Origin of the sequence: Dapis purpurea BLCC-M126 (assembly GCF_050015975.1) — a bacterium.
Classification (GTDB): domain Bacteria; phylum Cyanobacteriota; class Cyanobacteriia; order Cyanobacteriales; family Microcoleaceae; genus Trichodesmium.
Genome location: NZ_JBNHER010000112.1, coordinates 23,666 through 49,602, shown reverse-complemented (window position 1 = coordinate 49,602; position 25,937 = coordinate 23,666). Strand labels below are relative to the sequence as shown.

The following is a 25,937-nucleotide window of genomic DNA, read 5'->3' as shown; positions in this document are numbered from 1 at the left end:
TAAAAGTATGCTTTTTTACGTATTATATCGTTATTCTTTGATTAAGTCAATTCTCCCCCTAATGACTTTTGACTTCCCTGAAACGGTATAACAATTCCTGATCATACCTTGTTTTATTCAGCTTGAAGCAGAAAATATATGAAACTAGAAGGATTCACCACAAGTTTCAATACCTCCTTCAGTTACATACTGATAATTAGACTTCTTATTGCAGTGAGTGCGTTCCTAGATATATTTTGAACGCATTCACCGCAACTACAAATAAAGACTTTTTTGATAACACGCCGATCTGAATCTGAACATGAGATCGTCTACTTATGATAATTGCGATCGCAAAATTGCCTTTTGTCTGTTTCTTCTTCCCTCTTCAAAATGTTTAAGCAAGCATATAGCGCTACGCGCAAGGTAAAAGGCAAAAGTCAAAAATAATTTATGACTAAGTTTGAGAATTTATAAATGTCCTAACCTTTGCTTCGATTGCTATAACTATCTGTCTGGTTTGACCAACATATTTTCTACAGTACTCAAATATCAGTCCAACCAAGGGATTTTTTCAAACAAAAATACATTATTCTAGAGCAATACTACTTATCCGGAAAAAAATATTAATAACTTTTTTTTCTTAGGTAATTCTATATTATTCTAGAAGGATATTAACTATCCGGAAAAAATAAATATTTTTTTATACAAACCCTAAAAAATAAATAAAATAAATAACTTTTTGTCGAGACGATCTATAGTATTCCAAGGCTATAATTGATTTCCGGAACAATCATATCTACTTAATTAAATATTTACAAATAACTGTATTTATCACGACAAAAAATGCTTTTTTCTTAAAGTTTTGATGAAGATAAGTATAAATAAGGGAATAGCAACTAATTGCTTGCTATATTGTTTTACAGGCGCACGAAATGCAATTTGTAGCTGCCAACACAAGGAATTAAATTGATATCAGCAAATTGGCTGATAACATTTGTATTCAATCAAAACTCACTAACAAAAACAAAGGAATTAAACATGAAAAATCTAATCTTTACTGCTCTCGTTTCTGCTCCTTTAGCAGTAAGTACTGTATTCAATCCTGGTGTTGCTAATGCTACAACTTTAAGTGGTGGTTTTCAGTTTGATGGTTCAGATCAAGTTGACTTGGGTGAGTTTGTTATTCCTGCTACTACAGTTCAGTTTAACGATCAAGAACTTGACTTTGTAACCGATCCATCGGGATTAGATCCAAAAATATCTGTAAAACTTGCACAAGAAGACTTTGGGTTCGCAAACAATAGTATGGCAGATATCTTCGATTTAACTGGTCTTAATGCAACAGATGGGAGTGAAACTACATTTAATGCAGCACAGGAATTTATAGCGTTGAATGATGGAACTGTGTTATTCTTGGAATCAGTCTCAGACTTTACGTTCATTGATAATACAGACTCAACTGATGTCAACTTAGGCTTCATGGGATATTTTCTTAAAGATGGAATGGAGACTGATGCCACTGGTAGTATCACTTTCCAAGTGCAACAAAGCCTTCAAGAAGTTCAAAATGCAGTTATGGACAATCAATTATTAGATGCTGCTTTTTCTGGTACAGTAGCAACCTCAGAAGCAGTCCCAGAACCTTCAACAATGCTAGGTTTAGGTTTAGTCGCTGCTGCTTCTGCTTTCGGTTTGAAGAAAAAGAATAGCTAGTAATATGAAATAGAAAAAATTATGCTACGGGATATCCCCCCTATACCCTTAAAAAGGGGGGTATATTTAGCAAGGATTTTAATATTTCAAATTACTGTAGTTACCGAAATCTTGTGGTTTAAAGCCTACTCTTTTAAGGGGATAATAAATCAAAATTTTCCTGTTCGTCAATCCTCTTCTTTTCAAGGAGAGGTAATTCTCAATTCTCAATTCTTAATTCTCAATTCTTGAATACAACCTAATCATGAGTAATCCGAGTTTAGCCAGCTTATTTCAACTGCTGGTTTGCAGTTAAAATAAGCTGGCGTCATTCGCAAGTCTCAGCAAAATCTAGGACAGACTCTCTTGAAAATTATCCTTATTTGTAATCAAGGTTATGGGACAGATCTCTATAAACGGTAAATGTGAAACACCAGAGATTTCGATCTCAACCCGCTTCTATAATATGAAATAGAATAATTGATGCTATAGACTATCCCCCTAACCCAGTTTTTTTAAGGGGGAAATCTGTAGTAAAATTTTTAGTGTTTCATATAATCAAGCTTTATATTATAGAGCATTTTATCTTAGAATAATAACAGATTATTTTCGATACAGTAAGTGGATCGAAAACTTTTTTGCGTGGATATAAAATTAACTATATTTTTTCCGCAATTTATACGATTCCCAATTTATTTTATTAGCAACTACAATCAAAATATACAAATTTAATGGGTAATAAATAGCAAAGATAGCCCAAGTTGTTTTTGAAAGTAATTAATAAATTAAGAATATAACTATTATGGTTGACTTCACTGTAGCAATCTGTACTTATAATGGGGAAACTCGTATTGCTGATGTTTTGGAAAAACTACGAGAGTGTATAAAATACACAAAAATTCAGCAACAAAAAATTTCTTGGGAAATCATTATTATTGATAATAATAGTAATGATAATACTGCCAAAATCATAAAAAAATATCAGTCTAAATGGGATAAAAATCATCCAATTAAATATTACTTTGAACCACGACAGGGATTGGCTTTTGCCAGAAAATGTGCAATCAAAAAAGCTCAAAGCGAGTTGATAGGTTTTCTTGATGATGACAACTTACCTTTTCCTAATTGGGTAACAGCAGCTTATACCTTTGGCAAATCTCATCCTCAAGTCGGTGCTTATGGCGGTCAGTCTCATGGAATATTTGAAGTGACTCCACCACCAAATTTTGAAAGAGTAGCGAGCTTTTTTGCTCTGAAAAAAGCCAAAGAAGCATTTTGTTACAACGAAAAATATCCGTCTGTTTATCAACGAGTTTACCCTGTTGGTGCAGGAATAGTTATTCGTAAACAAGCTTGGTTAGAAAGTGTTCTGGAAAGTGTTACTCTTCCACAGACTGGGGAAGATGTAGAAATGCTATCACATATCAGAAAAAACGGTTGGCAAATTTGGTTTGTTCCAGAAATGGAAATTGAACACAAAATATATAAATACCGTCTGGAAAAAGATTATTTAATTAAGTTTTTTCAATCTATTGGTTTGACTCGATATCAAACTAGAATCTTAAATTTCTCTCAATGGCAAAAGCCATTAGTAATACCATTTTATCTAATTAATGACTTCAAGAAAATTATTGTTCATTTGCTCAAATATTCTTTAGTTTTACAGACTGATATTATTGCTGTTTGTGAACTAAAATTCTTATTGGCTAGTTTTTACAGCCCTATCTATAACTGCTGGCAATATCTGAGAAACTTCAGAAAAAACATCCTCAAATTAGTATTATCTATATTGGGGAATAACAAAATAATTTTTGCTGAATCTGTAAGGAAAGTACATAGAACAGAGTTTTAATCTGAAAACTCAATTCTATAGTGTTTAAAAATACCTTTTTTTTAAGATTACAACTACCAATATATAGCTGAAATTAATGTTCTTACAAACTGATATATCTAGCAATCAATCAATTAAGCATTCTAATGGCTCTACCATTAAAAAAATTTTGCATGAATCTCTCAAAAACTTGGGAAATTTTGAACAATGTGCTTTACTACAATATCCTCGTGATATCAATATTGGAGACCATCTAATTTGGTTGGGCACTGTCTTTTATTTAACTAATGTACTCAAGACAAAAATAGCTTATGCTTCCAGTGCGGAATATTTTTCTCAAGCTAAGATGGATGAAAAAATTGGTGATTCTCCAATTATTTTACATGGTGGAGGAAATCTAGGAGATATCTGGTATGGACATCAAAAATTCCGTGAAAATGTGATAGCTCAAAATCATCATCGCCAGATTATTGTGATGCCACAAACTATTTATTTTCAGAACCAAAGTTATTTGGAAAAGTCGGCAAAGGTTTTTAATTCTCATCCCAATTTAACTGTATGTGTACGCGATCACTACAGTTATGATATTGCCATCAAACATTTTGATAACTGTCGAGTTATTCTAGCTCCAGATCTGGCTTTTCAAATGGCGGGAATGCCTTTTTTATCTGTTCCTAGAAATCCTGAAAATTCTATTTTGTATCATAACAGAACAGATAAAGAGTTAAATCAAAGTTTTTTACCAGAATCAATGGCAATTTCTAATTTGGTAGTTGCTGACTGGGTTTCTTATAATCAAAAATGGATTCTGGGAAATGCTAATTCTCGATTTAGACCAATATTAGCTCAACTTTATCGAGAAGTTTGGCAACGGGGTTTAAGAATACCTCAAGAATTAATAGATAGACGAGTTTGGTTGAAAACTGCTACAGAAAATATGGATTTTAGTTCTGTGGATAATCCATCTCTGCACCGTCTTTCTTTAAGTTTCCTCCATAGTGGAATTTATCAGTTTCAAAAGTATCGTTTGATTATTACCAATCGTTTGCATGGGCATATTCTCTGTGTACTTTTGAATATACCTCATATATTTTTACAAAATTCTTATCACAAGAATCAAGGATTTTATGAGACTTGGAGTTACGATATTCCTTTTTGTAGATTTGTCTCAGATATTACTCAGATTGAAGCGAGTATTCAAGAACTTTTGGCATAGTCAACTTAAAAAGTAGAAATGATTTACCGATCATCCCTACTATTAATCACCCTGATAATTTTAACTTTTTTTGGAGCTATGTCACAACTCACAATAATTTTGAATAATTTCCTGATAGAAGAGAAATTTCTAGGATTTGAAATAACATGATATAAGATTTTTAATACTCTTAATACCAGCTTGAATGCTAGTAGATGCTAATAATGGTAGATACCCAAGTTTAATATAAATTAAATCGGAAAATGCTTTGTAACTATTAACTAAAGATATTAACAATAGAGAAGGATAATGCGATCGCCTATTTTTTTCTAGACTCGTGAGACTCTCACTAATATTAGTAGAATTAGTCAGAGGAGGGCGATCGCTCACCCCATCACCAGACTTCAGCTTAGGAGCTTTTCTTGCGACGGCTAGCTACTAAACCTGTAGCAACTACACCAAGGCCGAATAATGTAGTTGGTTCAGGAGTTGCTACTGTCAAAGATATTGTATAGCTTCCCACGCCAGCATCAGTCATACTAACACCACCTTCTGCAATAGTTTCACCATTAAATTTCCATACACCATCTGCTTTAAACGAGGCCACGAATTCACCAACTATAAGAATATTTTCTTCCTCTGGCTCATATAGATCAAAGGTTAAATTTCCTACTTCACCACCTGGTTGTAATGTTCTTTCGCCAAAATCTATAAAAGATACAAGAGGATCAACAGATGGGTTAAATCCTGTTGGAGTTAGGTATAAATCCTGAATATTAATATAGTTTGGAGAATCTACAGGTATTACTGAATTTACAGGTGTAGCTGTAAAATCAGGATCAAACTTAGCAAAATCTCCGGTGGCCATAATGTCGTCAACGTCTATAAAATCTACTTTGGTAACACCACCACCAACTCCACTTATATCACCATTACCGTTAATAGTTATATTACCACTCAATGCAGCAGCCTCTGCAGCACCAGTGCCAGCAAACATAGTACCTACAGCGAAAGGAATAGCAGCGATGGAAGCAACGATTTGGTTTTTCATTTTGAAGACTCCTTAATTAGTATGTAACTTTTTTTTTGCAATTATGAGGATAATACTTATTTTATTTAGCCTTTTTACTTTTTAAAAGCTTTAAACTTATCAGTATTTTTAAGGTGGTTGTTAACCTCTCTTGCCCTCATGAATATAATCTAGCTAATCCTACTTAAGTATGGCAACCCCTTTTGAAAGACTTTACCGAATCTTTAAAGTTTTTCGGAAAAATATGATTTTATTTAATGCTGTTTGAACAGAGAGATTTTTGATATTAGTGTAATTTTTACTACATATAACTAAGTATGAAAAATATGGCCGATTAGTATTTTATGCCTAGTTAATTTATCGTAACTACGCTTTTTGTATGAAAAATCAGGAAAAAAAGCTAGATCTAGATTTTCACCCACAAACCTACCTCCTCGTAGGAAGCAATTAACTGATGTGACTAAAATGTTGATACGTAAATAAAACCATCTTTGAGACAAAATCCCTATTTTTGGTAAAGTTTCCATGAGATCATTGACAAGTTGAGATGCATCTGCTAAATAAACTATCATGTACTCAACTGTGATCATACATAGATATGTAAGACAAAAACCCTGATTAAAGTCCATTATTCCCCTAAATATCAAATATTGGTAAAATCTGTCTACGATCATTGACAACTTAGAATGAATTTGCTAAACAGAGTATCATCTACTCAATTCGGAAAATCTCCGTAATATGACTTACGCACGCAAAGCTGTGTTTCTACGAGAAATTATTAGTTCAGACATATATATATCTATGAGAATCGCTAGTTTCTACGGATAGCTGTGGGTAAGGAATGAGTTAGTGGTAAAAAAGTCTTTATTTGTTGTTGCCCTTTAGCACCCTAAGATAACGAAGATAAATTACAGTCTTTTAGATTGATGAACCACATCGCCACAATCAAAACCCTGTAGGGACGATTCGCGTTTGCAGAGCATTCCGTAGGAAATCACTCCTACTGTTTGACATAAAGTTATATTTCTATTCCTATAGCGTTTAATTCTATCTTCCCTAGCATTTTAAATAAGCAATAAAACTCCTGTTGTCATTGCGAGGCGAATAAAACCATTTAACCTTCTGGAGAAACCATTAACATAGCCGAAGTAATCTTATAGCATTCATCCTGCTGATGAGATTGCTTTGGGAGGGAAGAATTTATTCAACTAACAGCCTGAGAAACTATCCCGCCTCGCAATGACAATTCAAATATCACTGTCATTGCGAGGTGATAGTACAACCATTTAACCTTCTGGAGAAACCATTAACATAGCCGAAGCAATCTCAATTACATCATTTATCCTGCTGATGAGATTGCTTCGGGAGGGAATAATTAACTCAACTAACAGCCTGAGAAACTATCCCCCCTCGCAATGACAATTCAAACATAACTGTCATTGCGAGGTGGTAATAAAACCATTTAACCTTCTGGAGAAACCATTAACATAGCCGAAGCAATTTCAATTATAGCATTCATCCTGCTGATGAGATTGCTTCGGGAGGGAAGAATTTATTCAACTAACAGCCTGACAAACTATCCCCCTCGCAATGACAATTCAAATATCACTGTCATTGCGAGGGGACTTCTTCTTGTTGCTGTTGTAGAAGAAACATTAAACCAAGATACCAGTAGTTGGATTTATTATTTGGTTCAATACTCACCACACTCCACTTTTTTCAGCAAACCCTAATTATCAATTATCAATTATTAATTATCAATATACCTCTGCCACATTTGCTCGTAAGCTTTTTCCATCTCGCGGGTAAACTGTTTCGCATTCCACAACAGAGCAGTTTGTCTCGACTTTCTCAACTTCCAGGATATCTCCTGCCGCAACTTCTCATCCTTCCCTAATCTAATTCCCCACTCCACATATTCCTCATCACTCCAAGCAATACCTTCAGTGATGCCAGCATTCATCATCATCGTGTAACTGTTGCGTGCTGCAAATTGTTGACCAACCCGTGTTACCATTGGGATGCACATCCAGAGAGTTTCCATAGTTGTTGTTGCCCCATTATAAGGATAGGTATCTAAGACAATATCTGCTATTTCTAAGTTAGCGCGGTGAATTTCTTCTAGTTTCACCCTAGAAATAAATTTTATCCTTTCTCTAGCTATCCCTTCTTTTTCAGCTATTTCAAAAAAGAAACGGTTGATAGAATCTTGTTCACCAAACCCTTTAATAATATAGTAACTATTAGGAACTTCCCTCAAAATTTGCATCTGTAACTTGGCTATTTGTGGATTATATTTTGGACCTCTTTGCGATCCCAGATAAACTACAGCATCATCAGGAATTTCTAAATCTGCACGGGTAATAGTTGGCACAGAAACTTCAAACCCATCTACTGCTAAGAAAGTTTCCGGGAGTCTCCAAATTTTTTCCTGATAATATTCGTGAGCATCTTCTGGTAGTATATAAGGATCGGCAATATAATAATCAATAGTTGGTATTGCTGAAGCATCCCACCCTAACCAGCTAACTTGTATAGGTGCTGGCTTCAGTGCCATAATACCACAAATAGTATTAGATGTCAGACTATCTAGTTCAATTAATATATCTATTTTATCATTGTAAATTTGCTCTGCTACATCCATTGTCACCAAACCATATTGATGTACTTTGTCAGAATGAGCAGTATACCATTCTTTGAGAGGATCGTAGAAAAGCCTTGATGCTATCATGTAAGTATAAATTTCAAACTTTTCATGATCGCTGTGTTCAAACAAACCGCGAGCTAACCAACCTACTGAATGTCTCCTGAAACAAGATGAAATGTATCCTATTTTTAAAGATCTTGTTAATGATTTAGCTGTTTGGGGTAAGGTATTATTTCTGTTGCTATATTTTTGAATCCTCTCTGCACAAGATATTTTAATATTTGTTTGACATAGTTGACTAATTTGTTGTCTGATTTTGAGATTTTCTTGAGGGTTATCTTGGATATAGGGAAAATAAAAAGACGAACTATATAAACCTATTAAAAGTTCTGATGTACCTAAATCTTTAGGCTCTTCATCAACTACTTTACTTATTAGTGATTTTTGCCTTTGAATAAAAGGAGATAATTCATCCCAATACCCACCTGCAGTAATCATACTTTTAATAACTGCTAGATTTTGATATAGTTGTTCTGGTATAGTTTCCACCACTGAATATGCTAGTTGTGCATACTCTATAGCTTCAGTATAATCTCCTGTTTCAGTACACAATTTAGCTAGTGTTTCTAGCAATCTTGAATCTTTTGCTGCTACTTCTAAACCAATCTTGCAGAAATCTATTGCTGTAGAAACTTGATGGGCAGCATAAGCGAATTCATAAACTAATTGTAGGAGAATATTAATAAATTTTTGAGAGTCTTGAATATGAGGAGCGATCGCCTTAGTTAACTCAAATGAAGATGTTTCTGAAGCTGCTGCTTTTAAAACTCTATCCCAAGTAAGCATTAATAATTCTTGATTAAGACTTACAGATTTATCAGTTTCTAGTAACTCAATTACACCCCACTCAGCTAAAGTTTCTGTTGTATAAGTTCCTATTTCTATAGATAAATAAACTAAGCACAATAAGTTATTAATATCTTGTGGGTAAATTTCTCTGATGTGTTGACGAATTATCCAAGCTGTTTGATATTCATTATTTTTTGCCTGTCTACTTGCTTCTTGATTGAGAATATCAACTAACTCAGCATTCCAATTTTCAATCTCTTCTGACTCTCCATCTGCCATAGCTAAAAGCCAAGTCATTTGGGCTTCTTCTTCTTGCTGTTGTAGAAGAAACATTAAACCAAGATACCAGTAGTTAGATTTATTATTTGGTTCGATGGCGATCGCATGTTCAAAACAACTGGCAGCTTTAGTATAGTTACCTTTAATTAAATACTGATGAGCTTGTTTTTGTAAAGCTACTAAATCATTTGTTAATTGTTCAGAAATCATAGTTAAATTAGAGTTGATTATTGATTAAACTTAAAACTTAGGTTTAGCTAAACAGAATATGCTGTAAATTAGATAATACTCATAGAAACTACATTGGCTTCTTTTTCTATATGTTCTTGATGTTTAGGATGTATGAAACCTAATCTAATTTTATCTTCATAAATTCCCATTCCTGCTAGTTTCGCAACTATTGATTCTTCCATATCATTAGACTGAATTAAAATACAACCTTCAACAATATTAATATGTATAATACATTGATGAATGCATTTATATTTATACCATCCTACCCATATAGCCATATAGCGCATTTTTTCATCATCAAATATAGCATTCATCCTGCTGATGAGATTGCTTCGGGGGGGAATAATTAACTCAACTAACAGCCTGAGAAACTATCCCACCTCCCAATGACAATTCAAACATCACTGTCATTGCGAGGCGGTAATAAAACCATGTAACCTCCTGGAGAAACCATTAACATAGCCGAAGCAATCTCAAATATAGCATTCATCCTGCTGATGAGATTGCTTCGGGGGGGAATAATTAACTCAACCAACAGTTTGACAATTCAAACATCACTGTCCTTGCGAGGCGACAATAAAAACATTTAACCTCCTGGAGAAATTATTAACATAGCCGAAGCAATCTCAAATATAGCATTCATCCTGCTGATGAGATTGCTTCGGGGGGGAATAATTAACTCAACCAACAGTTTGACAATTCAAACATCACTGTCCTTGCGAGGCGACAATAAAAACATTTAACCTCCTGGAGAAATCATTAACATAGCCGAAGCAATCTCAATTCTAAAATTCATCCTACTGATTAGATTGCTTCGGGGGGGAATAATTAACTCAACTAACCGCCTGACAAACTATCCCCCTCGCAATGACAATTCAAACATCACTGTCATTGCGAGGCAACAATAAAACCATTTAACCTCCTGGAGAACTATTAACATAGCCAAAATAATCTCAACACCCACCCTCAATATACCTCTGCCACATTTGCCTATAAGCATTTTCCATTTCGCGAGTAAATTGTTTGGCATTCCACAACGGTGCAGTGCGTTTAGACTGGCGTAATTTCCAAGATACTTGTTTGCGTAAATTTTCATCTCTACCTAGACGAATACCCCAATTTACATATTCTTCATCTGTCCAGGCAATCCCTTCTGTAATTCCAGCATTCATCATCATTGTATAGCTATTTCTAGCAGCAAATTGTTGACCTACTCTTGTCACAATAGGAATACACATCCACAGAGTTTCTAATGTTGTTGTTGCACCATTGTAGGGGTAGGTATCAAGAACAATATCTGCTATTGCTAGATTTGCTCGATGAACTTCTTCTAAAATTACTCTACCAGTAAACTTAATGCGATCACAACTCACTCCCTCCGCTTCTGCTATTTCAATTATCATTTCATTGAGGAATTCTTCGTTACCAAAACCTTTCATTACAAAATAACTATTGCGAACCTCTTTGATCACCTTCATTTGCAATCTCAACATCTGAGGATTATATTTCGGTCCTCTTTGGGCAGTAAAATATACCACTGCATCGTTAGGAATACCCAAGTTATCCCTACGCAAACTTGGCACTCCAACTTCAAACCCATTAACTGCTACATAAGTTTGAGGTAGTCGCCAGATTTTTTCAGAATAATACTCTTGAGCATTTTCTGGCAATACATAAGGATCGGCAATAAAATAGTCAATTCCTGGTGTGCTAGAGGCATCCCAGCCCAACCAAGTTGCCTGTATTGGGGCTGGTTTTAGTGCCATAATGCAGCAACTATTTGTTAAAGTCAGACTATCTAGATCGATTAAAATATCTATCTCATCCTCATAAATCTGCTCTGCAACTTCCGAAGAGACTACCGAGCCATATAAATAAGCCTTAGTTACATGATTTATATACCATCTTTGTAAACTATCACCTCGGTCTTTAGCACCAATTAAATAAGCATATATCTGAAACTTTTCTTGATTATGATATTCAAATAACCAACGTACAATCCAACCAACTGAATGTCTTTTGAGACAATGAGAAAGGTATCCAATTTTTAAAGGTCTTTCTGATAAATATTGCTTTTTAGAGAATCGAGCAGAGTATTTTTCTACTCTTTCCTTCCAGCCTTGTTCTATATTTATCTGACAAAACTCTGAAACTTGAGAGCGAAGTTGAATATTTATAGCAGGATCGTCAAGCACATAAGGAAAGAAAAAAGTAGTATTAAATAGTGACATCGCAACTCCAACCTCAATTTCTGGTGAAGTTGCTATCATCTCCTTAAGTAGCAATTTTTGACGCTCCAGAATTTCTCTAACTTCCTGATTATAACCTCCTGCAGCAATTGCTGCTCGTATAATCATATGATTGTTATAAACTTTATCCTCTATTTTTTCTGCGATCGCATAGGATTCTTTAGCATATTTGATACTTTCCTCATATTCTGTTAAATCCGTACAAAATTGCGATATGCTTTGCTTTAGCTCTCTACTATTGGGCACAAATGGTAAAAGTAATTCAGCATAATTTTTAGCCAGAGCAACTTTGTTATAGGAGTAAGCAATTTCATAAAAAGCAGGGATTAAACTATTTAAAACAGTTGTAAGTTCCTTTTCTGCTGCTTGAATATGCCTTAGAGAAGCCGCTGTAAATTCCAGAGATGAGGGATGTTTGGGATAGCTAACTAATAACTTTTTGAGTATATGAAGCAATAGTTCTGAGTTAACCTCAAGCAGGGGTTCAACTTGCAATAAATTGATGACTTCATACTCAGTTAGTTGTTCACCTCTATAAGTTTTCTGAGTAATCAATATATCAACTATTTGCAATAAATTATTGAGGTTAGTTGGGTCAAGTTCCCTGATATGCTGGCGAATTCCTTCAGCTACAAACAATTCTTTTAAAGCAGTTCTTCTATTAGCTTCTTTTAGCAGTACCTCAACTAATTCTGCTGTCCAGCTCTCGACTTGTTCAGGTTCCCCATCAGCCATCCCTAACAACCAAGTTGTTTGTGCTTCTTCTTCCCGTCCTTCTAATAAGAGTATTAAACCTAATTCCCAGTAACAAGACTTATTTTCAGGATTTTCTATTATAGCTTTTTCGTACAAATCAACAGCTTTATGATAATTTTCAGTGCTTAAATATTTCTCTGCTTGTTGTTGCAACTTATTATTTAGATTGGTAAACATAGGTTAAAAAAAACTAAGGTAGCGTTTTAAACACTACCTTTTAAACTCTATTTGGCAAAATGTCAGGGTTTAACCTTGCAAAGTATAAATTATCGTTGAGGTTAACCTACAGAGCTTTTGTGTAACCGCCCGTATCAGCGCAGTCTGTTGCAGTTACAGTAGGAGCAGCAGTTTCTCCAATAGCTCCCTCACACAAAATAGTTTGAGAAGTCTGAGCGCCGTCACCTGCATCAATTAAGAATACTAGACCAGCATATCCTGCTAAACCGCCACCTGTGGACGAAGTATAAGCTTGAGCTGATGATGAAGGATCTGCAGATACTACTTCATAAGTATAGTTCTCGGTTTCAGTCTTAATTCCTAGACCCAAATCAGTAATTTGAGCAGTAAATTCACTGTTTTCTACATAGTAGGCTTGCTGACCTTTGTTAATAGAAGCTAGATACTGCTTTGCTTCAGACTGCTTCGCTTTGTTAGCTTGGTTCAAGAAAGAAGGCAAAGCAATAGCAGACAAAATACCGATAATGATGATAACTACCAACAATTCAATCAGAGTGAAACCCTCTTCTTTTCTCTTCTTAGCAACGTGCTGTAAGAACTTAGCCTTAAATTCAGTTTTCATTTTTTCTCCTATAACAATTGGACAATAATTTTTTTCTCCTGAATCTAACTTACCCACCTTGACAAAAATTTATATCATCATCCCAGGAAATTTTTTTAAGGGACATCTCAAGAGCTAATTATAATTAGGCTCGTAGTTGGGCTTCAGCCCAGAGATACATAGGGTTTGGGCTCAAAAATATTATGGGTGAGGGTAGGAGTCAGAAGACAACCCACCCCCGCCCCTCCCAGGTAGGGGAGCCTGGAGGGGAAGACAGGAGACAGGAAGAGTCAGAAATGAGCGAGAAGGCAGCAGGAAGAATTATCCCTCAATTTCTCTGTCCAAATCTTGCTGTTGATACTAACTTTTTGAGGCTTTTCAACTCAAAGCGAGCACACTTTTTCCAGACTTAAAAATCCCAAAAGCAATATCAGTAAACACTTTCATTCTTTTGAGCGCCAACTCTGCATATATCAGGGGCTAAAGCCCTACTACAAACAAGGACTTAAGGAAATTGCTATTTTCTCCTATTTTTCCTCGTAACTAGCTCTCACCGTTATCCCAACTTTCAATCCCAAATATTCTAAATAATGTCCGCTTTGGATTACCTTCCAATAGCACAACCTCAAGATAAACTGCTGCTTCTGAAGGTTATTTTAAAGATTCTATTGACTTAGGTATGATAACTAATACTCTTGGGTATTGTTACGACTCCTGTAATTCTGACAATAGTAGTAGGTTGGATTTCGTCCCTCAACCCAACAAACTTTAATGGTGTTGGGTTTTATTATCGTTTTACCCAACCTACTGATGTTCTAAAAGCACATAAAGAAATGGATCTAAAGTATCCAATAATTCTTTAACCTCCTCCCAACCCCTATCCTGACTCACAGTTTCCAGAGTAATAGGGTCTAATGGCTTAATCTTAACTAACCGTTCTACCAAAGATTCAACAGTACAAACCCCATCCCAAAGAGGTAGCAGACAAGCAGCGATACTACTTTCTATCTGAATTGGAAATAAAGTAGCAATTTTAATATAACTACTAATTTCAAAAGGTTTATGGTTATTGATAGAGTTAATTAAATCTTCTCTAGCCTGAGAATTTCGTAACTGAGGATGAAGTTGTACCTTGGCCTTTTGCCAGTGAAAATCAGTCCATTCGGAAATAGGGACAAAAGATTGACACTCCTGGGGATGACCACACCAAAAGTCCAACAAACGGTGCATGGGTTGTAAAAGCTCGAATAAATGTAGTCGTTCCTCTACAGAAATTTCTGGCAAACTCATTCCCAGAAAAGCTGGCAATTCGTCCTCATTTTTAAACAAATCTAAAATTTCCCAATGTCGCCAGTTCACCATACTAATAAATTCTAAGTCAGCACTTTTCAAAGCAGCAAAAACTTCTGGGATGGTATAACCTTTATCTCCTACAAACAAATAATTCATCTGTATCCATTCTTCAGATTTTGCCTTTTCAGCATTCCAAATTTGTCGTTTAAGAATGATTGAATCTTTCAAAGCATTCAAAGTTTCTCGTGCAATTTCCATCTCCATTTCTCCAGGATTTTCATTCATTAATCCCATCAGTTGGAACATTTCCTGTGCCCGAAAATAATAATGACGTTGGAGGGAACTATGGAGATTTGTTCTCATAATTCCATCTGGTTTTAAAACAGACTTCATTGCTTGCAAACCTGTAACTATATCAGGGAATAAATACAGCACTTCATCATTATTAATATAGTCAAATTCTAAACCCAAAGTCGGTAATTGTTCTATGGACAATACATGAAATTCAGCATTATGAAAACCATGATATTGCAGACGTTGCCGAGCTAATTCTACAGACTTTTCCGAAATATCAATTCCTACTATTTTCGCCCCTGGATTTGCTTCTGCTAATACTAATGCCTTATAACCACTACCACATCCCGCATCTAAAATAACTTTACCTTTAGTTTCTATTACTTTTTGATTTCTCAGATAATATGGTGTGACAAGATTATGAATAAAAAGTAATTCATAGTCATCTTTGGGAGATTTTTCTACAGGCGCTCTGGGATAAGTTATAACATCAAATTGTTGACGAATTTTTGCTTGTAATTCTGATTCGGGATGATTCATAATTTAGTAATTGATAATTGATAATTGATAATGCATAATTAATAATTAAAGAATAATACAATTGCTTTTTCCTGCTTGAAGTAGTTATATTTTTTACAGAAGATTGATCTTATAGCAGTTCTCGTTCTCTGTGAGCTAGAGTTTTAGATCCCCCCTAACCCCCCTTGAGAAGGGGGGACTCTTCAAAGTCCCCCTTAAAAAGGGGGATTTAGGGGGATCGTAAATGTACCTCATCTTTATTAAAAATGCTGTAACATCACAAGTTATGAACAATAAAATAATTTTCATTATTAAAGTCCTAATTCTTTCTGCAGGACTTTCCGCACTAATCAAATATGGAGGTCCTTATCTGTCTATTCCCTCCACGGCCATTAATGCTCTGATTGCTGTACTTATACCTCCCATTGTTATAGGGATATTATTGGGGTGGCGACTTAGGCAGGAAGTTGAGAATATGGAGTAGGCGATCCCTCCAATCAAAACATTAAATATATTCTCCATTAAACTTTAAACAAATGCCATTTTTTCAGAATTAACTAACCAAATATACCCAAGGGAAACAGTTTTTTACACTATTAAATAAACGACTATCAGCAGTATAAAAATCTGCTGATAATTGTTCCGCAAGAGCAATATAATGAATATCATAAGCTACTGGAAGGGTTGAATTTTGAACTAAACTCAAAGCACATCGATGCAAACTAGCATTACCATGAAGGATAATTTATAAATTCAAAATAGTATGACTGGTAAACTATATTATCTTTTAACAAAAGATGAGCAACCTAGAACAGAAGTAAGGTAAAATATAACCCATATATTTTTAACTTACACTTTAACTCTAATTCCGGTGAACCTAGGTAATTGGATTGGTCTATTTACCATCCTCGCTTCTATATACATATTGTGGCAAATTCGTCAATTACTATTGTTAGTATTTACTGCAGTGGTAATTGCTACTAGTCTTAATAAACTATCCCAGTGGCTCCAACGTTTCCGAATTAAGCGACCTTTTGCTGTATTAATCTCGGTCAGCTTATTTATCCTACTAATTGTTACCTTTTTCTGGGTGATTGTTCCGCCTTTAGCAGAGCAGTTTCAACAATTAATAACTATTGTTCCCCTAGGAATTAATAAATTAAATGATTGGCTGAATATACTTAAAGATCAATTACCCAATCGACTCAGAGAACAATTACCAAATATTGATATTAATGAAGTTATTCCCCAACTACAACCAATATTTAATCAATTAATTAATAATGCTGGAGCATTTGTTGGTAATACTTTTGGCATATTTCTGAGCTTATTACTAACTCTGGTTTTAAGCATAATGATGTTGGCAGATCCAATCTCTTATCGTCAAGGGTTTATCAAGTTATTTCCTTCTTTTTATCGGCAACGAGTCAACCTAATTTTAGATAGTTGTGAAATAGCTTTAGGAGGATGGGTAATTGGTTCTTTATTTAATATGAGTGTAATTGCTTTACTCAGTTTTATCGGCTTATCTATATTAAAAATTCCCCTGGCTTCAGCTCAAGCTGTTTTGGCAGGCTTACTAACTTTAATGCCACATATTGGACCTACTATAAGTGTGATTCCTCCAATAGCGATCGCTCTTTTATACTCACCTTTAAAATCTGCTTTAGTTTTACTTATTTATATTCTCATTCAACAAATTGAAAGTAATATTTTGAATCCTTACTTGATAGCAAGAAAAGTTTCTTTGTTACCTGCTATTACATTAATTGGTCAAGTATTTTTTGCTAGCTTTTTTGGATTTTCCGGACTTTTACTAGCTTTACCTCTAACAATTATTTGTCAAGTTTGGATAAAAGAGTTATTAATTAAAGATATTCTTGATAACTGGCAAGTTGAAAATTTTCCTCCTCAAAAAAATATGATTGATGCTATGTCTAAAAAAGGTAACTGTGTAGAAGACAAAATTGATTCAAAAATAGAAAAATTAGCAGAAAATCTGAGCGAAGATTTACATGAATCTAGGGTTGCCGATTCAGAAGAAACCTCTGAATCATCTGAACAAATATAGTAAGCATTCAGCTATTAGTAGTTAGATATCAGAATGTGGTACAAGTGATGTGGTCAATGTTTTTTCTTATTCCCTACTCCCTACTCCCTACTCCCTACTCCCTCAATAGATGAGAACAATTGCTGAAATTAACGACAAAATCTCCAACAAAAAAGCCGTTGTCTGTACAATAACAGAACTCAAAGCCAGAATTGCTGAAACAAGCATTACCGAGACAGCAAAAGAAGTTGATGTAATTACAACTGGCACTTTTGAACCAATGGAGTCCTCTGGAGCTATCATTAACTTGGGACATACTGACCCCCCCATCAAAATTCGCTCCTGTTGGCTAGATGGAGTCCCAGCTTATTCAGGCTTTGGGGCTGTAGATTTGTATCTTGGTGCTACTCAAATAGCTGAAGATGCTGAAGAATCTAAAGAAAGAGGTGGAGGTCATATAATCGAAGACCTAATTGCAGGTAAACCTGTCCATCTTAGAGCAATTGGTCAAGTAACAGATTGTTATCCTCGGGGTACTTTTGAAACGACCATTACCCGTGAGACAATTAACCAGTTTTATTTATTTAACCCACGAAATCTATATCAAAATTTTATAGTTGGTGTGAATGGTGGCGATCGCCCCCTGTTTACTTATCTTGGGCCTCTCCTACCAAATTTAGGTAATGCGGTTTATTCTAATCCTGGTGCTATTTCTCCATTATTCAATGACCCAGACTTAGAAATAATTGGTATTGGTACCCGCATATTTTTGGGTGGTGGTATTGGATATATCACCTGGGAAGGTACTCAGCACTTTCCCCTACAAAAACGTCTTTCTAATCGTACTCCTATTGGACCTGCTGCGACTTTAGCCTTAATTGGGGATGCTAAACAAATGCAATCTCAATGGGTACGTGGTTGTTATTTCAAAAATTATGGTCCATCAATTATGTTAGGTGTGGGTATTCCTCTACCTGTTTTGAATGAAAAAGTAGTAGCTAACTGTGCTATTCAAGACCAAGATATTGTTGCGCCAGTTGTAGATTTTTCAATTCCTCGGCGGGTACGTCCAACTTTTGGTCTAGTGAGCTATGCTCAACTCAAATCTGGTCGGATAAAAATAGAGGGGAAAGTTGTCAGAAGTGCCCCTCTTACGAGTATTTTCCTATCCGATCAAATTGCCTTAGAGTTAAAAGATTGGATTGAAGCCGGAGAATTTACTCTAACTGAATCAGTTGCTCCACTTCCTATGGATAGAACTTTTTTACCATTTCTAGAACGTTAACTTATCTGCAAAAAAAAAGTAGGAATTTTCCTAAATTTACGGATGAGTTTATTTGATTTTATAATATTATAGGATCGGGTTTATTAGAGATTACAGTTGACAATTTATAGATGTATAGCAGTCGCCATTACTATGCAATAATTTAACTTTCTGACTTCTGACTTCAGTTATGTAACCAATTAGCTCTGCCTAAACCTGAGTAAGCTTTTTTCAGATCAAAGTAGTTTTGGGAATTTTCCCAAAACTTTGTTGAGAAAAACTCTAAACCTGAAAAAAATTAATTCCCTTACTCATCTTGATTTTTCTTTCTTTTAGTTGGTTTAGGAAGAGCTTCTTTGCGAATAGGAGTTGAATTTTTTGCAAAATCATTACTTTTGGAACGAGGTGTTCGAGGATAACTACTTCTTCTATTATTATTATTATTAAATGTTCTTTTGCCTTTTGATAGAGGTTGACGACGATTATTTAACAATAGACTACCAATATCATTACCATATTGAATCACCAGAGATGTATCCTGGCGCTGAATATGTAAATCCCAGAAACGATTCAATGGGCGATCGCCTAAATGGCCTTTTAGTTTCAGCTTAAAAAACTTGGGTTCTTCTTCACCTTTGCGAGCTGATTGTTGCACCTTAACTATTACATATTCTTCGTCTTGAGATTGATAAATTACTTCTCCTCGGATAGAAAAATAACCATCATCTTTAATTTCAGCAGTAGGAATAAAAGTAGTTTTTTCAGAGTTATCTATATCCTCTGTTTCTTGTACTTTTTCTTGACCTTTATCATCCTTAGTAGAAGAAGTTTGCTGCTCTTCTTCATTCGTTAATTCAGTAGAGGATTTTGCTTTTGTTCTTAGGGTTTCTGGTTCCCATACCCCCATAATTTGAATATGTAGGTCATTATTTTCTTGTCTGGTACGAGGATAAACTACCCAGAGATGTTCTGATTCTAGGTCTAAATGATTTTTTAATAGACTCATTACCCGGCCTAACAATACAGCATCTATTTCTGAACCATCTGGTGTTCGTAAGTTACCCCGTGTAAATTGCTCTGTAGAAGGTTGGTAACGACCCCGAACTAAACCTATAGCTCGGTACTGTTTTGGTTCGCTAGGGGAAGCAATTGGATGTTGTCGCACAGTCGTAATATTCTGAGTCGGAGTATCAGTTTCAGTTTGATCGTGGTGGTTAGATTTGGCAGAATTCACTGGTTTAGTATCTGTCACAGCTAGAGTATTAGTATTATTAGTCCCTTGATAGTGTTCTTCGGCCATATCTGTGTCTGAAGATTCATTTATAGATTTCACAGCACTCTCAGAACTTAGGCCATTAGTTGGTCTGGAAAGACTTTGGTTAATATCTGATTTATTAATAGCTTGCTCACTAGGATGGGCCTCGTGAGATATTGTAGATTTATTTGTCTTATGGGAGTGGTTAACAGAAGAATTCATAAAAACTCCTATGAGGGGAGATACATCCCTTATGGGAATATAAGAAAATACAAGTAATAATCTATATAGAAATTCTAATCTTAGATTAAGAAACGGTTAATGTTATGGCAGTCGTCAGGGCGGTTAAGATATTCTCACGCCTCTCAAAATTTAGTCACAGCAAGAATTTAACTTCTGACTTCTGCTATAGATGCCCAGATATTTCACAATAACACAGTTATTTTGGCCTGAGCTGCTAATACCAATCAAGATTTTATGAGAATTGGACTAATTAACTTAGGCTGAGACTGAGACACTGTAACAAGATTATTTAGACTTAAGGTTTCTGGGGACTATCCCTCAAGTGGGACTGAAAACCAAAAATATGGCTTTAAGTGGGCAAGTCTAATTGACTTTATATATCAGCCTAGCTAAAAAAATTTAGTATTAGGTAGGATGATTAACCTTGCTATTGTACTTAATCCAATTGGATTGTTGATTTATCCGTAAAGTTTAGGTAATTTTTCTTGAAAAGATGTAGGCAAAAAAAATTATTGTTGCTGAAAATTTTAACCGAAAAAGCAATAGGTCGTCTGGTAAGACTTCGGTTTTGTGAGATGCTATTTCTGGTGAAGATGGAAACCCACGTTGTACTCCATCGGTTCATCACCAGTTAGTTCAAAAGTATTGAAGTTGAAATGCTTAAGAACTCTGACTATAGTAATGGTTAAGTGAGACTGAAAGCTATTGTTAAGGTTGGGAGAATTTAATTCAATGGTAGATAAAAATCGTGGTTTTTTGATGGCGGTGGTGGTACTGGTAATAATTGCTTTCTTGGGATTTTCTCTCTCTCCATTGTTAGGAGGGTTATTAGAGGCCAATCAACAAAATAATCAACCAACTCCATCGCCAAATCAGACATCTGTAGCAGACAAAGAAGCAGATTTACTAGCACAGGCGCGGGGTTATGAGTTAGTTTTACAAAGAGAGCCAGACAATTTAACTGCACTCCAAGGACTTTTACAAGTAAAGTTAGAGTTAATTCAATCAGGCAAAGGTAATATCGAGGAGGTAATACCTCCACTAGAAAAATTGTCTGAACTAAATCCTAGTAGTACAGATTATAATGTTTTGCTGGCTCAGGCTAAAGCATATACAGGCGATCGCGAAGGTGCTGCTCAGATTTATCGTGCCCTTCTGACGAACAAACCTGGTGATTTAAAGGCTTTACAAGGTTTGGTTAATTTGTTGTTGCAACAAGAGCGCCCTGAAGCAGCTATTGGTTTATTGCAAGATACACTCAAAGCTGCTCCTGTTGCAAATCAAGTCCAAGCTGACAGTATTGATGTAGTCTCAGTGCAGTTGATTTTGGGGCAGGTTTATGCGGAGCAAAAACGCTACGATGAGGCGATCGCTGTTTATGATGAAGCTATTAAGGGTAATACCGAAGATTTTCGGCCTGTTTTGGCTAAGGCAATTATGTTAAAAGAGCAAGGTAATACTGAAGTTTCTCAAGAACTTTTTAATCAAGCAATAGAGCTAGCTCCTGCTGGATTTAAAGATCAAATAAATCGGGAAGCATCTGCTAATTCTGATTCTGAAGCACAGGTATCTCCGGAGGCAAATTCTACAGAGACTAAGACACAAGAGTGAGAAAATAATCTAGATTGGAAGTAGTTTGAACTGAGTCAAATCTTAATACTAAATAAATCACTGCGGGAGAGATGACTGAATATATGTGGCTCTGATAAATTATCAGGGTCTTTTTTTGGCACATAAACGACTAACACCAATTAATCCTAATCCTAATACTATGCCTGGATCTATTAGTGGTTGAGAAGTTTTTTTCTCAAGATTATATTGCCAATTTCCTACCTTAGCCTTCACAAATTTTTTTTGGCCATTGGCATTAAGAAACTTGTATTCTATTTTACTTTTTTCTGAGAGTTTATTTAGAGTTTGTGTAACTGCTATTGGTTCATTAGTAGCTTTTGAATTTTCTTGGATAACATCATCAATTACAACATTAGGCTCTATTTTGACAGGAATTTTAGTTGTTTGAGCTGTTAAAAAAATTTCTGGTACATTATTGATTGCTTGTGCAGAATGTGGATTACTCATGCTGTAACTAAGAATAGTAGTAACAGCAAGAGAAGCTATTTTTATTAAATGATTTTTCATGTCAGTGAATTCCACAATACTTTATAAAGATTTTTTAGTTTGGAGACTTATTCTGGCCTAACTTTTGTAATTGACCAACTCAGAAACCTTTCTGGATGGTGGTGTCAGGGTTTTTAGTCTTAACAGTAATATTACTGATATACCATTTTTATTGTATATCGGTTCTTTAAGGCTGTGTATTGATCAAATAACGGAGGAGTAATGATTTATATCATTGACAAATGTACTTTTTTATGAGTGTTTTTTCGTAATTGCCATATTCATTCTTGTAGGCTTTCAATAGATAAACGGAAGTATGTGGCTATTTTATTCGTTGATGTATGGTTAATTACCCAGAGGTGTTTACCCCTTAAGGATCAATACCCATACTTAATGATAGCTAATGGAAATAGAATCTCGATCTAAATTTTGTCTGATGATTAAAAGAAAACTTGGTTTTTGATCGGAAGTTAGTAATTTTTGCAGTTTACCTCCTGAAAATTAAAGGGATATACCCTGCTGAATTATTCCAGTTTCAAAAAATAACGCTACATTAACTTTTTTTGTAGTTAGGGAAGAGCTAGATTTTGCCATATAGGAAAATTAAATAAAGAGGGAGTTTTTTTATTCCCTATTCCTGATTCCCTATTTTCTACTTCCTTTTTTACTGTAACTATCTTTTTTGAATTTGCATTAATTCTATGATTTATCATCGATTAATGCTTTGTTTCATGACTACTTAAAAATTTAGTATTTTTCCCCAGCACCTAATACCATTTTTCAAGATATTTTCTATATCTTATTTAATAGGCAAAAAGTAAACACAATAATAATTGACGTTAACTAGCTATTAATAATCAAAAAAAATATTGAATGTGTTAATTAGAAATAATTTAATTGTTGTCTATATATAGCATTAATACATAGTAATTGGGATAACAATTACTATTTTTTTAGGATGTATAGCTAATAAATTTGGCATTTTTACTGCTTAATTATTCCTGGCTTATTCTTTCGATATCAAATGAAAAACTCAAATAAATCTCAACAATTTATCTCTCAAAAAAAACTAAATTTACTGCTAGTTGGCTTAATTAGTTTTGAACTTTTGATAGTTATAATTTACCTCGGCAGTATCCTGGTCAGCGGTCAACCATACCCCCCATTTGACATGAACGGTCAAATGACTATTTCTTCTTTATTACAAGCATTACATCTGTTTGTAATTGGATTGATACCTTTGATATTACTCTTCCAAGAATGGAATTCTAAAATATATCCTTCTCGCTGGTTTAAATTAACCTTTGCTATCCTCCTAATTTACGGCGCTATTGATGAAGTCTGGAAAATTCATCTACAACTAAAAAACTGGATTCCTGCGTTAGGTGAACGAGGTTGGCTGAAACTATATATAGTTCTTTTTATTATGCCTTTAATTATCTTCTACTCAGAGTTGCGATTTCTTTGGCGTTCTTACCGTAAAGAAACTTTTTTAGCACTACTAGGAATGTTAATTTTTGCAATTGGAGGATTTGGAGCGGAAGTTTTTAAAGATATTGCCCAACCTCTGCTTAGTTTATTTTTTACACAGGATTTTTTGATAACTTTCATTGAAAAATTCCGCATTGCCTTTGAAGAATTTTTTGAACTAATAGGAGAAAATTTAGTTGTCTATGGATTTTTGTTATTTTGGGGTAAAAGAATAGATGAAAATAAACAAATGGTTAGCCAAGAAGTCGTAAATACTCAACCTTAATACAAACATCTATTGCTATATTTAAACCTGCATCTAATGCTTTATTTGCTGATTGCCAATCTCTCACACCTAGCTGAGTCCAAATAGTTTTAGCGTGGATAGCGATCGCTGCTTCTACAATTTCTGGTAAATATTCAGAACGGCGAAAAACATTAACAATATCCACAGGCTCAGGAATATCTTGTAAAGTAGAATAACTAGGTTGACCATCAATTTCTGTAACTACTGGATTAACCGGATAAACCTTGTAACCTACCTCTCGTAAAAACTGAGCAATTTGATAGCTAGTACGGTCTGGTTTGTCAGAATGACCTACTACAGCAATTGTTTGAGAATTTTTTAATATATCTAACTTTAAACGGTCGTTTGTATTCAAATTTACCATGATTTTTCCAAGAAATACGGGACTTTCAATAGAACTATGTTAAAATATAAATATAACTTGATATTGTCTTCTGAACGAGGTTATATTTTGATATATTTATATTATAAAAAATCTGATTTTTTCAGTCAATGAACAAACCAATTAATATCTTTGAGTATGAGTCTTTAGCACCACAACATTTATCTCAAATGGCACTAGATTATTATGCTAGTGGTGCATGGGATGAAATTACTTTGCGAGATAACCGTACTGCTTATGAAAAATATAAACTTCGACCTCGAATGTTAGTAGATGTTAGCCAGCGAAATTTAACTACAAAAATTTTGGGGCAACTTATAAAAATGCCTATTTTAATTGCCCCTATGGCTTTTCAATGTTTGGCACATCCAGAAGGAGAATTAGCAACAGCAAGGGTGGCAGCAGAATTAGGTACGACAATGGTATTAAGTACCATGTCAACTAAAAGTTTAGAAGATGTGGCATTAGCTACAAATGTACCAAAAAAATTGTGGTTTCAACTCTATGTACATCGCGATCGCTCCCTGACTCGGGCTTTAGTAGAAAGAGCAGAAGCAGCAGGTTATCAAGCATTATGTTTGACAGTTGATGCGCCAATTTTAGGTGTCAGAGAACGAGACCGAAAAAATCAATTCACTCTACCATCTAGTCTAGAATTAGCTAATTTAACATCAATGGCAAATTTAGAGATTCCTGACACAGAAGACGAATCTGGGTTATTTGCTTATTTTGCCAATCAACTCGATCCGGCGCTTACCTGGGCAGATATCGAATGGTTGCAGTCATTAACGTCATTACCTGTAGTAGTCAAAGGAATTTTACGGGGAGATGATGCCATTCGAGCAGCTGAACATGGGGCAAAAGGAATTATTGTTTCTAATCACGGAGGTAGACAGTTAGATGGAGCGATCGCCACGATGGATGCTCTCCCAGAAGTAGTTGCAGCAGTAGGAAATCAAGTTGATATATTAATGGATGGAGGTATCCGCAGAGGTACAGACATCCTCAAAGCTTTAGCATTAGGGGCAAAAGCAGTTTTAATTGGGCGTCCTATCTTGTGGGCGCTAGCGGTGGACGGAGAAACTGGAGCGCGTCATTTGTTGGAGCTATTGCGTGATGAATTAGATGTGGCAATGGCATTGAGTGGCTGTGCTAAGATAGAAAATATAGATAGTAGTTTGGTGCGTTAATTTAGCTAGTCTAGCACTAAGCGCAAGTTA

General features: G+C 35.0%; 18 protein-coding genes. 8 read left to right on the top strand and 10 right to left on the bottom strand.

Annotation, left to right across the window (positions count from 1 at the left end; all coding sequences use genetic code 11):
* Positions 1 to 1,020 precede the first annotated feature (1,020 nt).
* The 3 genes from ACP6PL_RS10420 to ACP6PL_RS10410 all read left to right on the top strand — a co-directional run bounded on the left by ACP6PL_RS10420 (position 1,021) and on the right by ACP6PL_RS10410 (position 4,721).
* Positions 1,021 to 1,695 (top strand): PEP-CTERM sorting domain-containing protein, encoded by a 675-nt coding sequence (locus ACP6PL_RS10420; RefSeq protein WP_426545189.1) that lies wholly within the window; start codon positions 1,021 to 1,023, stop codon positions 1,693 to 1,695.
* Positions 1,696 to 2,476: 781 nt separating this feature from the next.
* Positions 2,477 to 3,526 carry a hormogonium polysaccharide biosynthesis glycosyltransferase HpsE gene (hpsE, locus tag ACP6PL_RS10415; RefSeq protein ID WP_426545188.1) on the top strand — a complete coding sequence of 350 codons (1,050 nt, stop codon included), beginning with the start codon at positions 2,477 to 2,479 and terminating at the stop codon, positions 3,524 to 3,526.
* A 76-nt stretch (positions 3,527 to 3,602) separates the two neighbouring features.
* Positions 3,603 to 4,721 carry a polysaccharide pyruvyl transferase family protein gene (locus tag ACP6PL_RS10410; RefSeq protein WP_426545187.1) on the top strand — a complete coding sequence of 373 codons (1,119 nt, stop codon included), beginning with the start codon at positions 3,603 to 3,605 and terminating at the stop codon, positions 4,719 to 4,721.
* A 129-nt stretch (positions 4,722 to 4,850) separates the two neighbouring features.
* On the opposite strand, the gene ACP6PL_RS10405 is transcribed toward ACP6PL_RS10410, so the two are convergent.
* From ACP6PL_RS10405 to ACP6PL_RS10375, 7 genes are all read right to left on the bottom strand, one after another.
* Complete coding sequence (locus ACP6PL_RS10405) at positions 4,851 to 5,090, bottom strand: hypothetical protein (RefSeq protein WP_426545186.1); 240 nt, start codon at positions 5,088 to 5,090, stop codon at positions 4,851 to 4,853.
* Positions 5,091 to 5,109: 19 nt separating this feature from the next.
* Positions 5,110 to 5,751, bottom strand: coding sequence for a PEP-CTERM sorting domain-containing protein (locus tag ACP6PL_RS10400; protein ID WP_426545185.1), 642 nt, complete (start codon positions 5,749 to 5,751; stop codon positions 5,110 to 5,112).
* A 1,729-nt stretch (positions 5,752 to 7,480) separates the two neighbouring features.
* Positions 7,481 to 9,715, bottom strand: a complete 2,235-nt coding sequence (locus ACP6PL_RS10395; protein WP_426545184.1) for an O-linked N-acetylglucosamine transferase, SPINDLY family protein — start codon at positions 9,713 to 9,715, stop codon at positions 7,481 to 7,483.
* Positions 9,716 to 9,783: 68 nt separating this feature from the next.
* A complete protein-coding gene (locus ACP6PL_RS10390; RefSeq protein ID WP_426545183.1) occupies positions 9,784 to 10,053 on the bottom strand; it encodes an element excision factor XisI family protein in 270 nt (89 codons plus the stop codon).
* A gap of 639 nt (positions 10,054 to 10,692) precedes the next feature.
* Positions 10,693 to 12,921 (bottom strand): O-linked N-acetylglucosamine transferase, SPINDLY family protein, encoded by a 2,229-nt coding sequence (locus tag ACP6PL_RS10385; protein ID WP_426545182.1) that lies wholly within the window; start codon positions 12,919 to 12,921, stop codon positions 10,693 to 10,695.
* A 106-nt stretch (positions 12,922 to 13,027) separates the two neighbouring features.
* Positions 13,028 to 13,543 carry a type IV pilin-like G/H family protein gene (locus ACP6PL_RS10380; protein WP_426545181.1) on the bottom strand — a complete coding sequence of 172 codons (516 nt, stop codon included), beginning with the start codon at positions 13,541 to 13,543 and terminating at the stop codon, positions 13,028 to 13,030.
* Positions 13,544 to 14,326: 783 nt separating this feature from the next.
* A complete protein-coding gene (locus ACP6PL_RS10375; RefSeq protein WP_426545180.1) occupies positions 14,327 to 15,649 on the bottom strand; it encodes a class I SAM-dependent methyltransferase in 1,323 nt (440 codons plus the stop codon).
* 850 nt (positions 15,650 to 16,499) lie between these two features.
* On the opposite strand from ACP6PL_RS10375, the gene ACP6PL_RS10370 reads away from it, so the two are divergent.
* Positions 16,500 to 17,699, top strand: a complete 1,200-nt coding sequence (locus ACP6PL_RS10370; RefSeq protein WP_426545179.1) for an AI-2E family transporter — start codon at positions 16,500 to 16,502, stop codon at positions 17,697 to 17,699.
* A 109-nt stretch (positions 17,700 to 17,808) separates the two neighbouring features.
* Positions 17,809 to 18,963, top strand: a complete 1,155-nt coding sequence (locus ACP6PL_RS10365) for a homocysteine biosynthesis protein (protein ID WP_426545178.1) — start codon at positions 17,809 to 17,811, stop codon at positions 18,961 to 18,963.
* A 286-nt stretch (positions 18,964 to 19,249) separates the two neighbouring features.
* Here the strand turns inward: ACP6PL_RS10365 and ACP6PL_RS10360 are convergent, their stop codons facing one another.
* On the bottom strand, positions 19,250 to 20,419 hold the full coding sequence (locus ACP6PL_RS10360) for a hypothetical protein (RefSeq protein ID WP_426545177.1): 1,170 nt from the start codon (positions 20,417 to 20,419) through the stop codon (positions 19,250 to 19,252).
* Between the two features lie 753 nt (positions 20,420 to 21,172).
* Between ACP6PL_RS10360 and ACP6PL_RS10355 the strand changes: the two genes are divergently transcribed.
* Positions 21,173 to 22,051, top strand: coding sequence for a tetratricopeptide repeat protein (locus ACP6PL_RS10355; RefSeq protein ID WP_426545176.1), 879 nt, complete (start codon positions 21,173 to 21,175; stop codon positions 22,049 to 22,051).
* 102 nt (positions 22,052 to 22,153) lie between these two features.
* Here the strand turns inward: ACP6PL_RS10355 and ACP6PL_RS10350 are convergent, their stop codons facing one another.
* Positions 22,154 to 22,579 (bottom strand): hypothetical protein, encoded by a 426-nt coding sequence (locus ACP6PL_RS10350; protein WP_426545175.1) that lies wholly within the window; start codon positions 22,577 to 22,579, stop codon positions 22,154 to 22,156.
* 1,003 nt (positions 22,580 to 23,582) lie between these two features.
* On the opposite strand from ACP6PL_RS10350, the gene ACP6PL_RS10345 reads away from it, so the two are divergent.
* Positions 23,583 to 24,314 (top strand): hypothetical protein, encoded by a 732-nt coding sequence (locus tag ACP6PL_RS10345; protein WP_426545174.1) that lies wholly within the window; start codon positions 23,583 to 23,585, stop codon positions 24,312 to 24,314.
* On the opposite strand, the gene ACP6PL_RS10340 is transcribed toward ACP6PL_RS10345, so the two are convergent.
* Entirely contained in the window at positions 24,283 to 24,699 is a 417-nt protein-coding gene (locus ACP6PL_RS10340; RefSeq protein WP_426545173.1) for a CoA-binding protein, read from the bottom strand. The two genes, ACP6PL_RS10345 and ACP6PL_RS10340, sit on opposite strands and share 32 nt — an antisense overlap.
* 128 nt (positions 24,700 to 24,827) lie before the next feature.
* Between ACP6PL_RS10340 and ACP6PL_RS10335 the strand changes: the two genes are divergently transcribed.
* On the top strand, positions 24,828 to 25,907 hold the full coding sequence (locus ACP6PL_RS10335; RefSeq protein ID WP_426545172.1) for an alpha-hydroxy acid oxidase: 1,080 nt from the start codon (positions 24,828 to 24,830) through the stop codon (positions 25,905 to 25,907).
* The last annotated feature ends 30 nt before the right edge of the window (positions 25,908 to 25,937 follow it).

Excerpts from the sequence above, each read along its gene's own strand:
- ACP6PL_RS10365 (WP_426545178.1), top strand. The coding sequence starts at position 17,809 with ATGAGAACAATTGCTGAAATTAACGACAAAATCTCCAACAAAAAAGCC.
- hpsE (WP_426545188.1), top strand. The coding sequence starts at position 2,477 with ATGGTTGACTTCACTGTAGCAATCTGTACTTATAATGGGGAAACTCGT.
- ACP6PL_RS10375 (WP_426545180.1), bottom strand. The coding sequence starts at position 15,649 with ATGAATCATCCCGAATCAGAATTACAAGCAAAAATTCGTCAACAATTT.
- ACP6PL_RS10420 (WP_426545189.1), top strand. The coding sequence starts at position 1,021 with ATGAAAAATCTAATCTTTACTGCTCTCGTTTCTGCTCCTTTAGCAGTA.
- ACP6PL_RS10410 (WP_426545187.1), top strand. The coding sequence starts at position 3,603 with ATGTTCTTACAAACTGATATATCTAGCAATCAATCAATTAAGCATTCT.
- ACP6PL_RS10385 (WP_426545182.1), bottom strand. The coding sequence starts at position 12,921 with ATGTTTACCAATCTAAATAATAAGTTGCAACAACAAGCAGAGAAATAT.
- ACP6PL_RS10335 (WP_426545172.1), top strand. The coding sequence starts at position 24,828 with ATGAACAAACCAATTAATATCTTTGAGTATGAGTCTTTAGCACCACAA.
- ACP6PL_RS10395 (WP_426545184.1), bottom strand. The coding sequence starts at position 9,715 with ATGATTTCTGAACAATTAACAAATGATTTAGTAGCTTTACAAAAACAA.
- ACP6PL_RS10400 (WP_426545185.1), bottom strand. The coding sequence starts at position 5,751 with ATGAAAAACCAAATCGTTGCTTCCATCGCTGCTATTCCTTTCGCTGTA.
- ACP6PL_RS10390 (WP_426545183.1), bottom strand. The coding sequence starts at position 10,053 with ATGAATGCTATATTTGATGATGAAAAAATGCGCTATATGGCTATATGG.
- ACP6PL_RS10345 (WP_426545174.1), top strand. The coding sequence starts at position 23,583 with ATGAAAAACTCAAATAAATCTCAACAATTTATCTCTCAAAAAAAACTA.
- ACP6PL_RS10350 (WP_426545175.1), bottom strand. The coding sequence starts at position 22,579 with ATGAAAAATCATTTAATAAAAATAGCTTCTCTTGCTGTTACTACTATT.
- ACP6PL_RS10380 (WP_426545181.1), bottom strand. The coding sequence starts at position 13,543 with ATGAAAACTGAATTTAAGGCTAAGTTCTTACAGCACGTTGCTAAGAAG.
- ACP6PL_RS10355 (WP_426545176.1), top strand. The coding sequence starts at position 21,173 with ATGGTAGATAAAAATCGTGGTTTTTTGATGGCGGTGGTGGTACTGGTA.
- ACP6PL_RS10360 (WP_426545177.1), bottom strand. The coding sequence starts at position 20,419 with ATGAATTCTTCTGTTAACCACTCCCATAAGACAAATAAATCTACAATA.
- ACP6PL_RS10340 (WP_426545173.1), bottom strand. The coding sequence starts at position 24,699 with ATGGTAAATTTGAATACAAACGACCGTTTAAAGTTAGATATATTAAAA.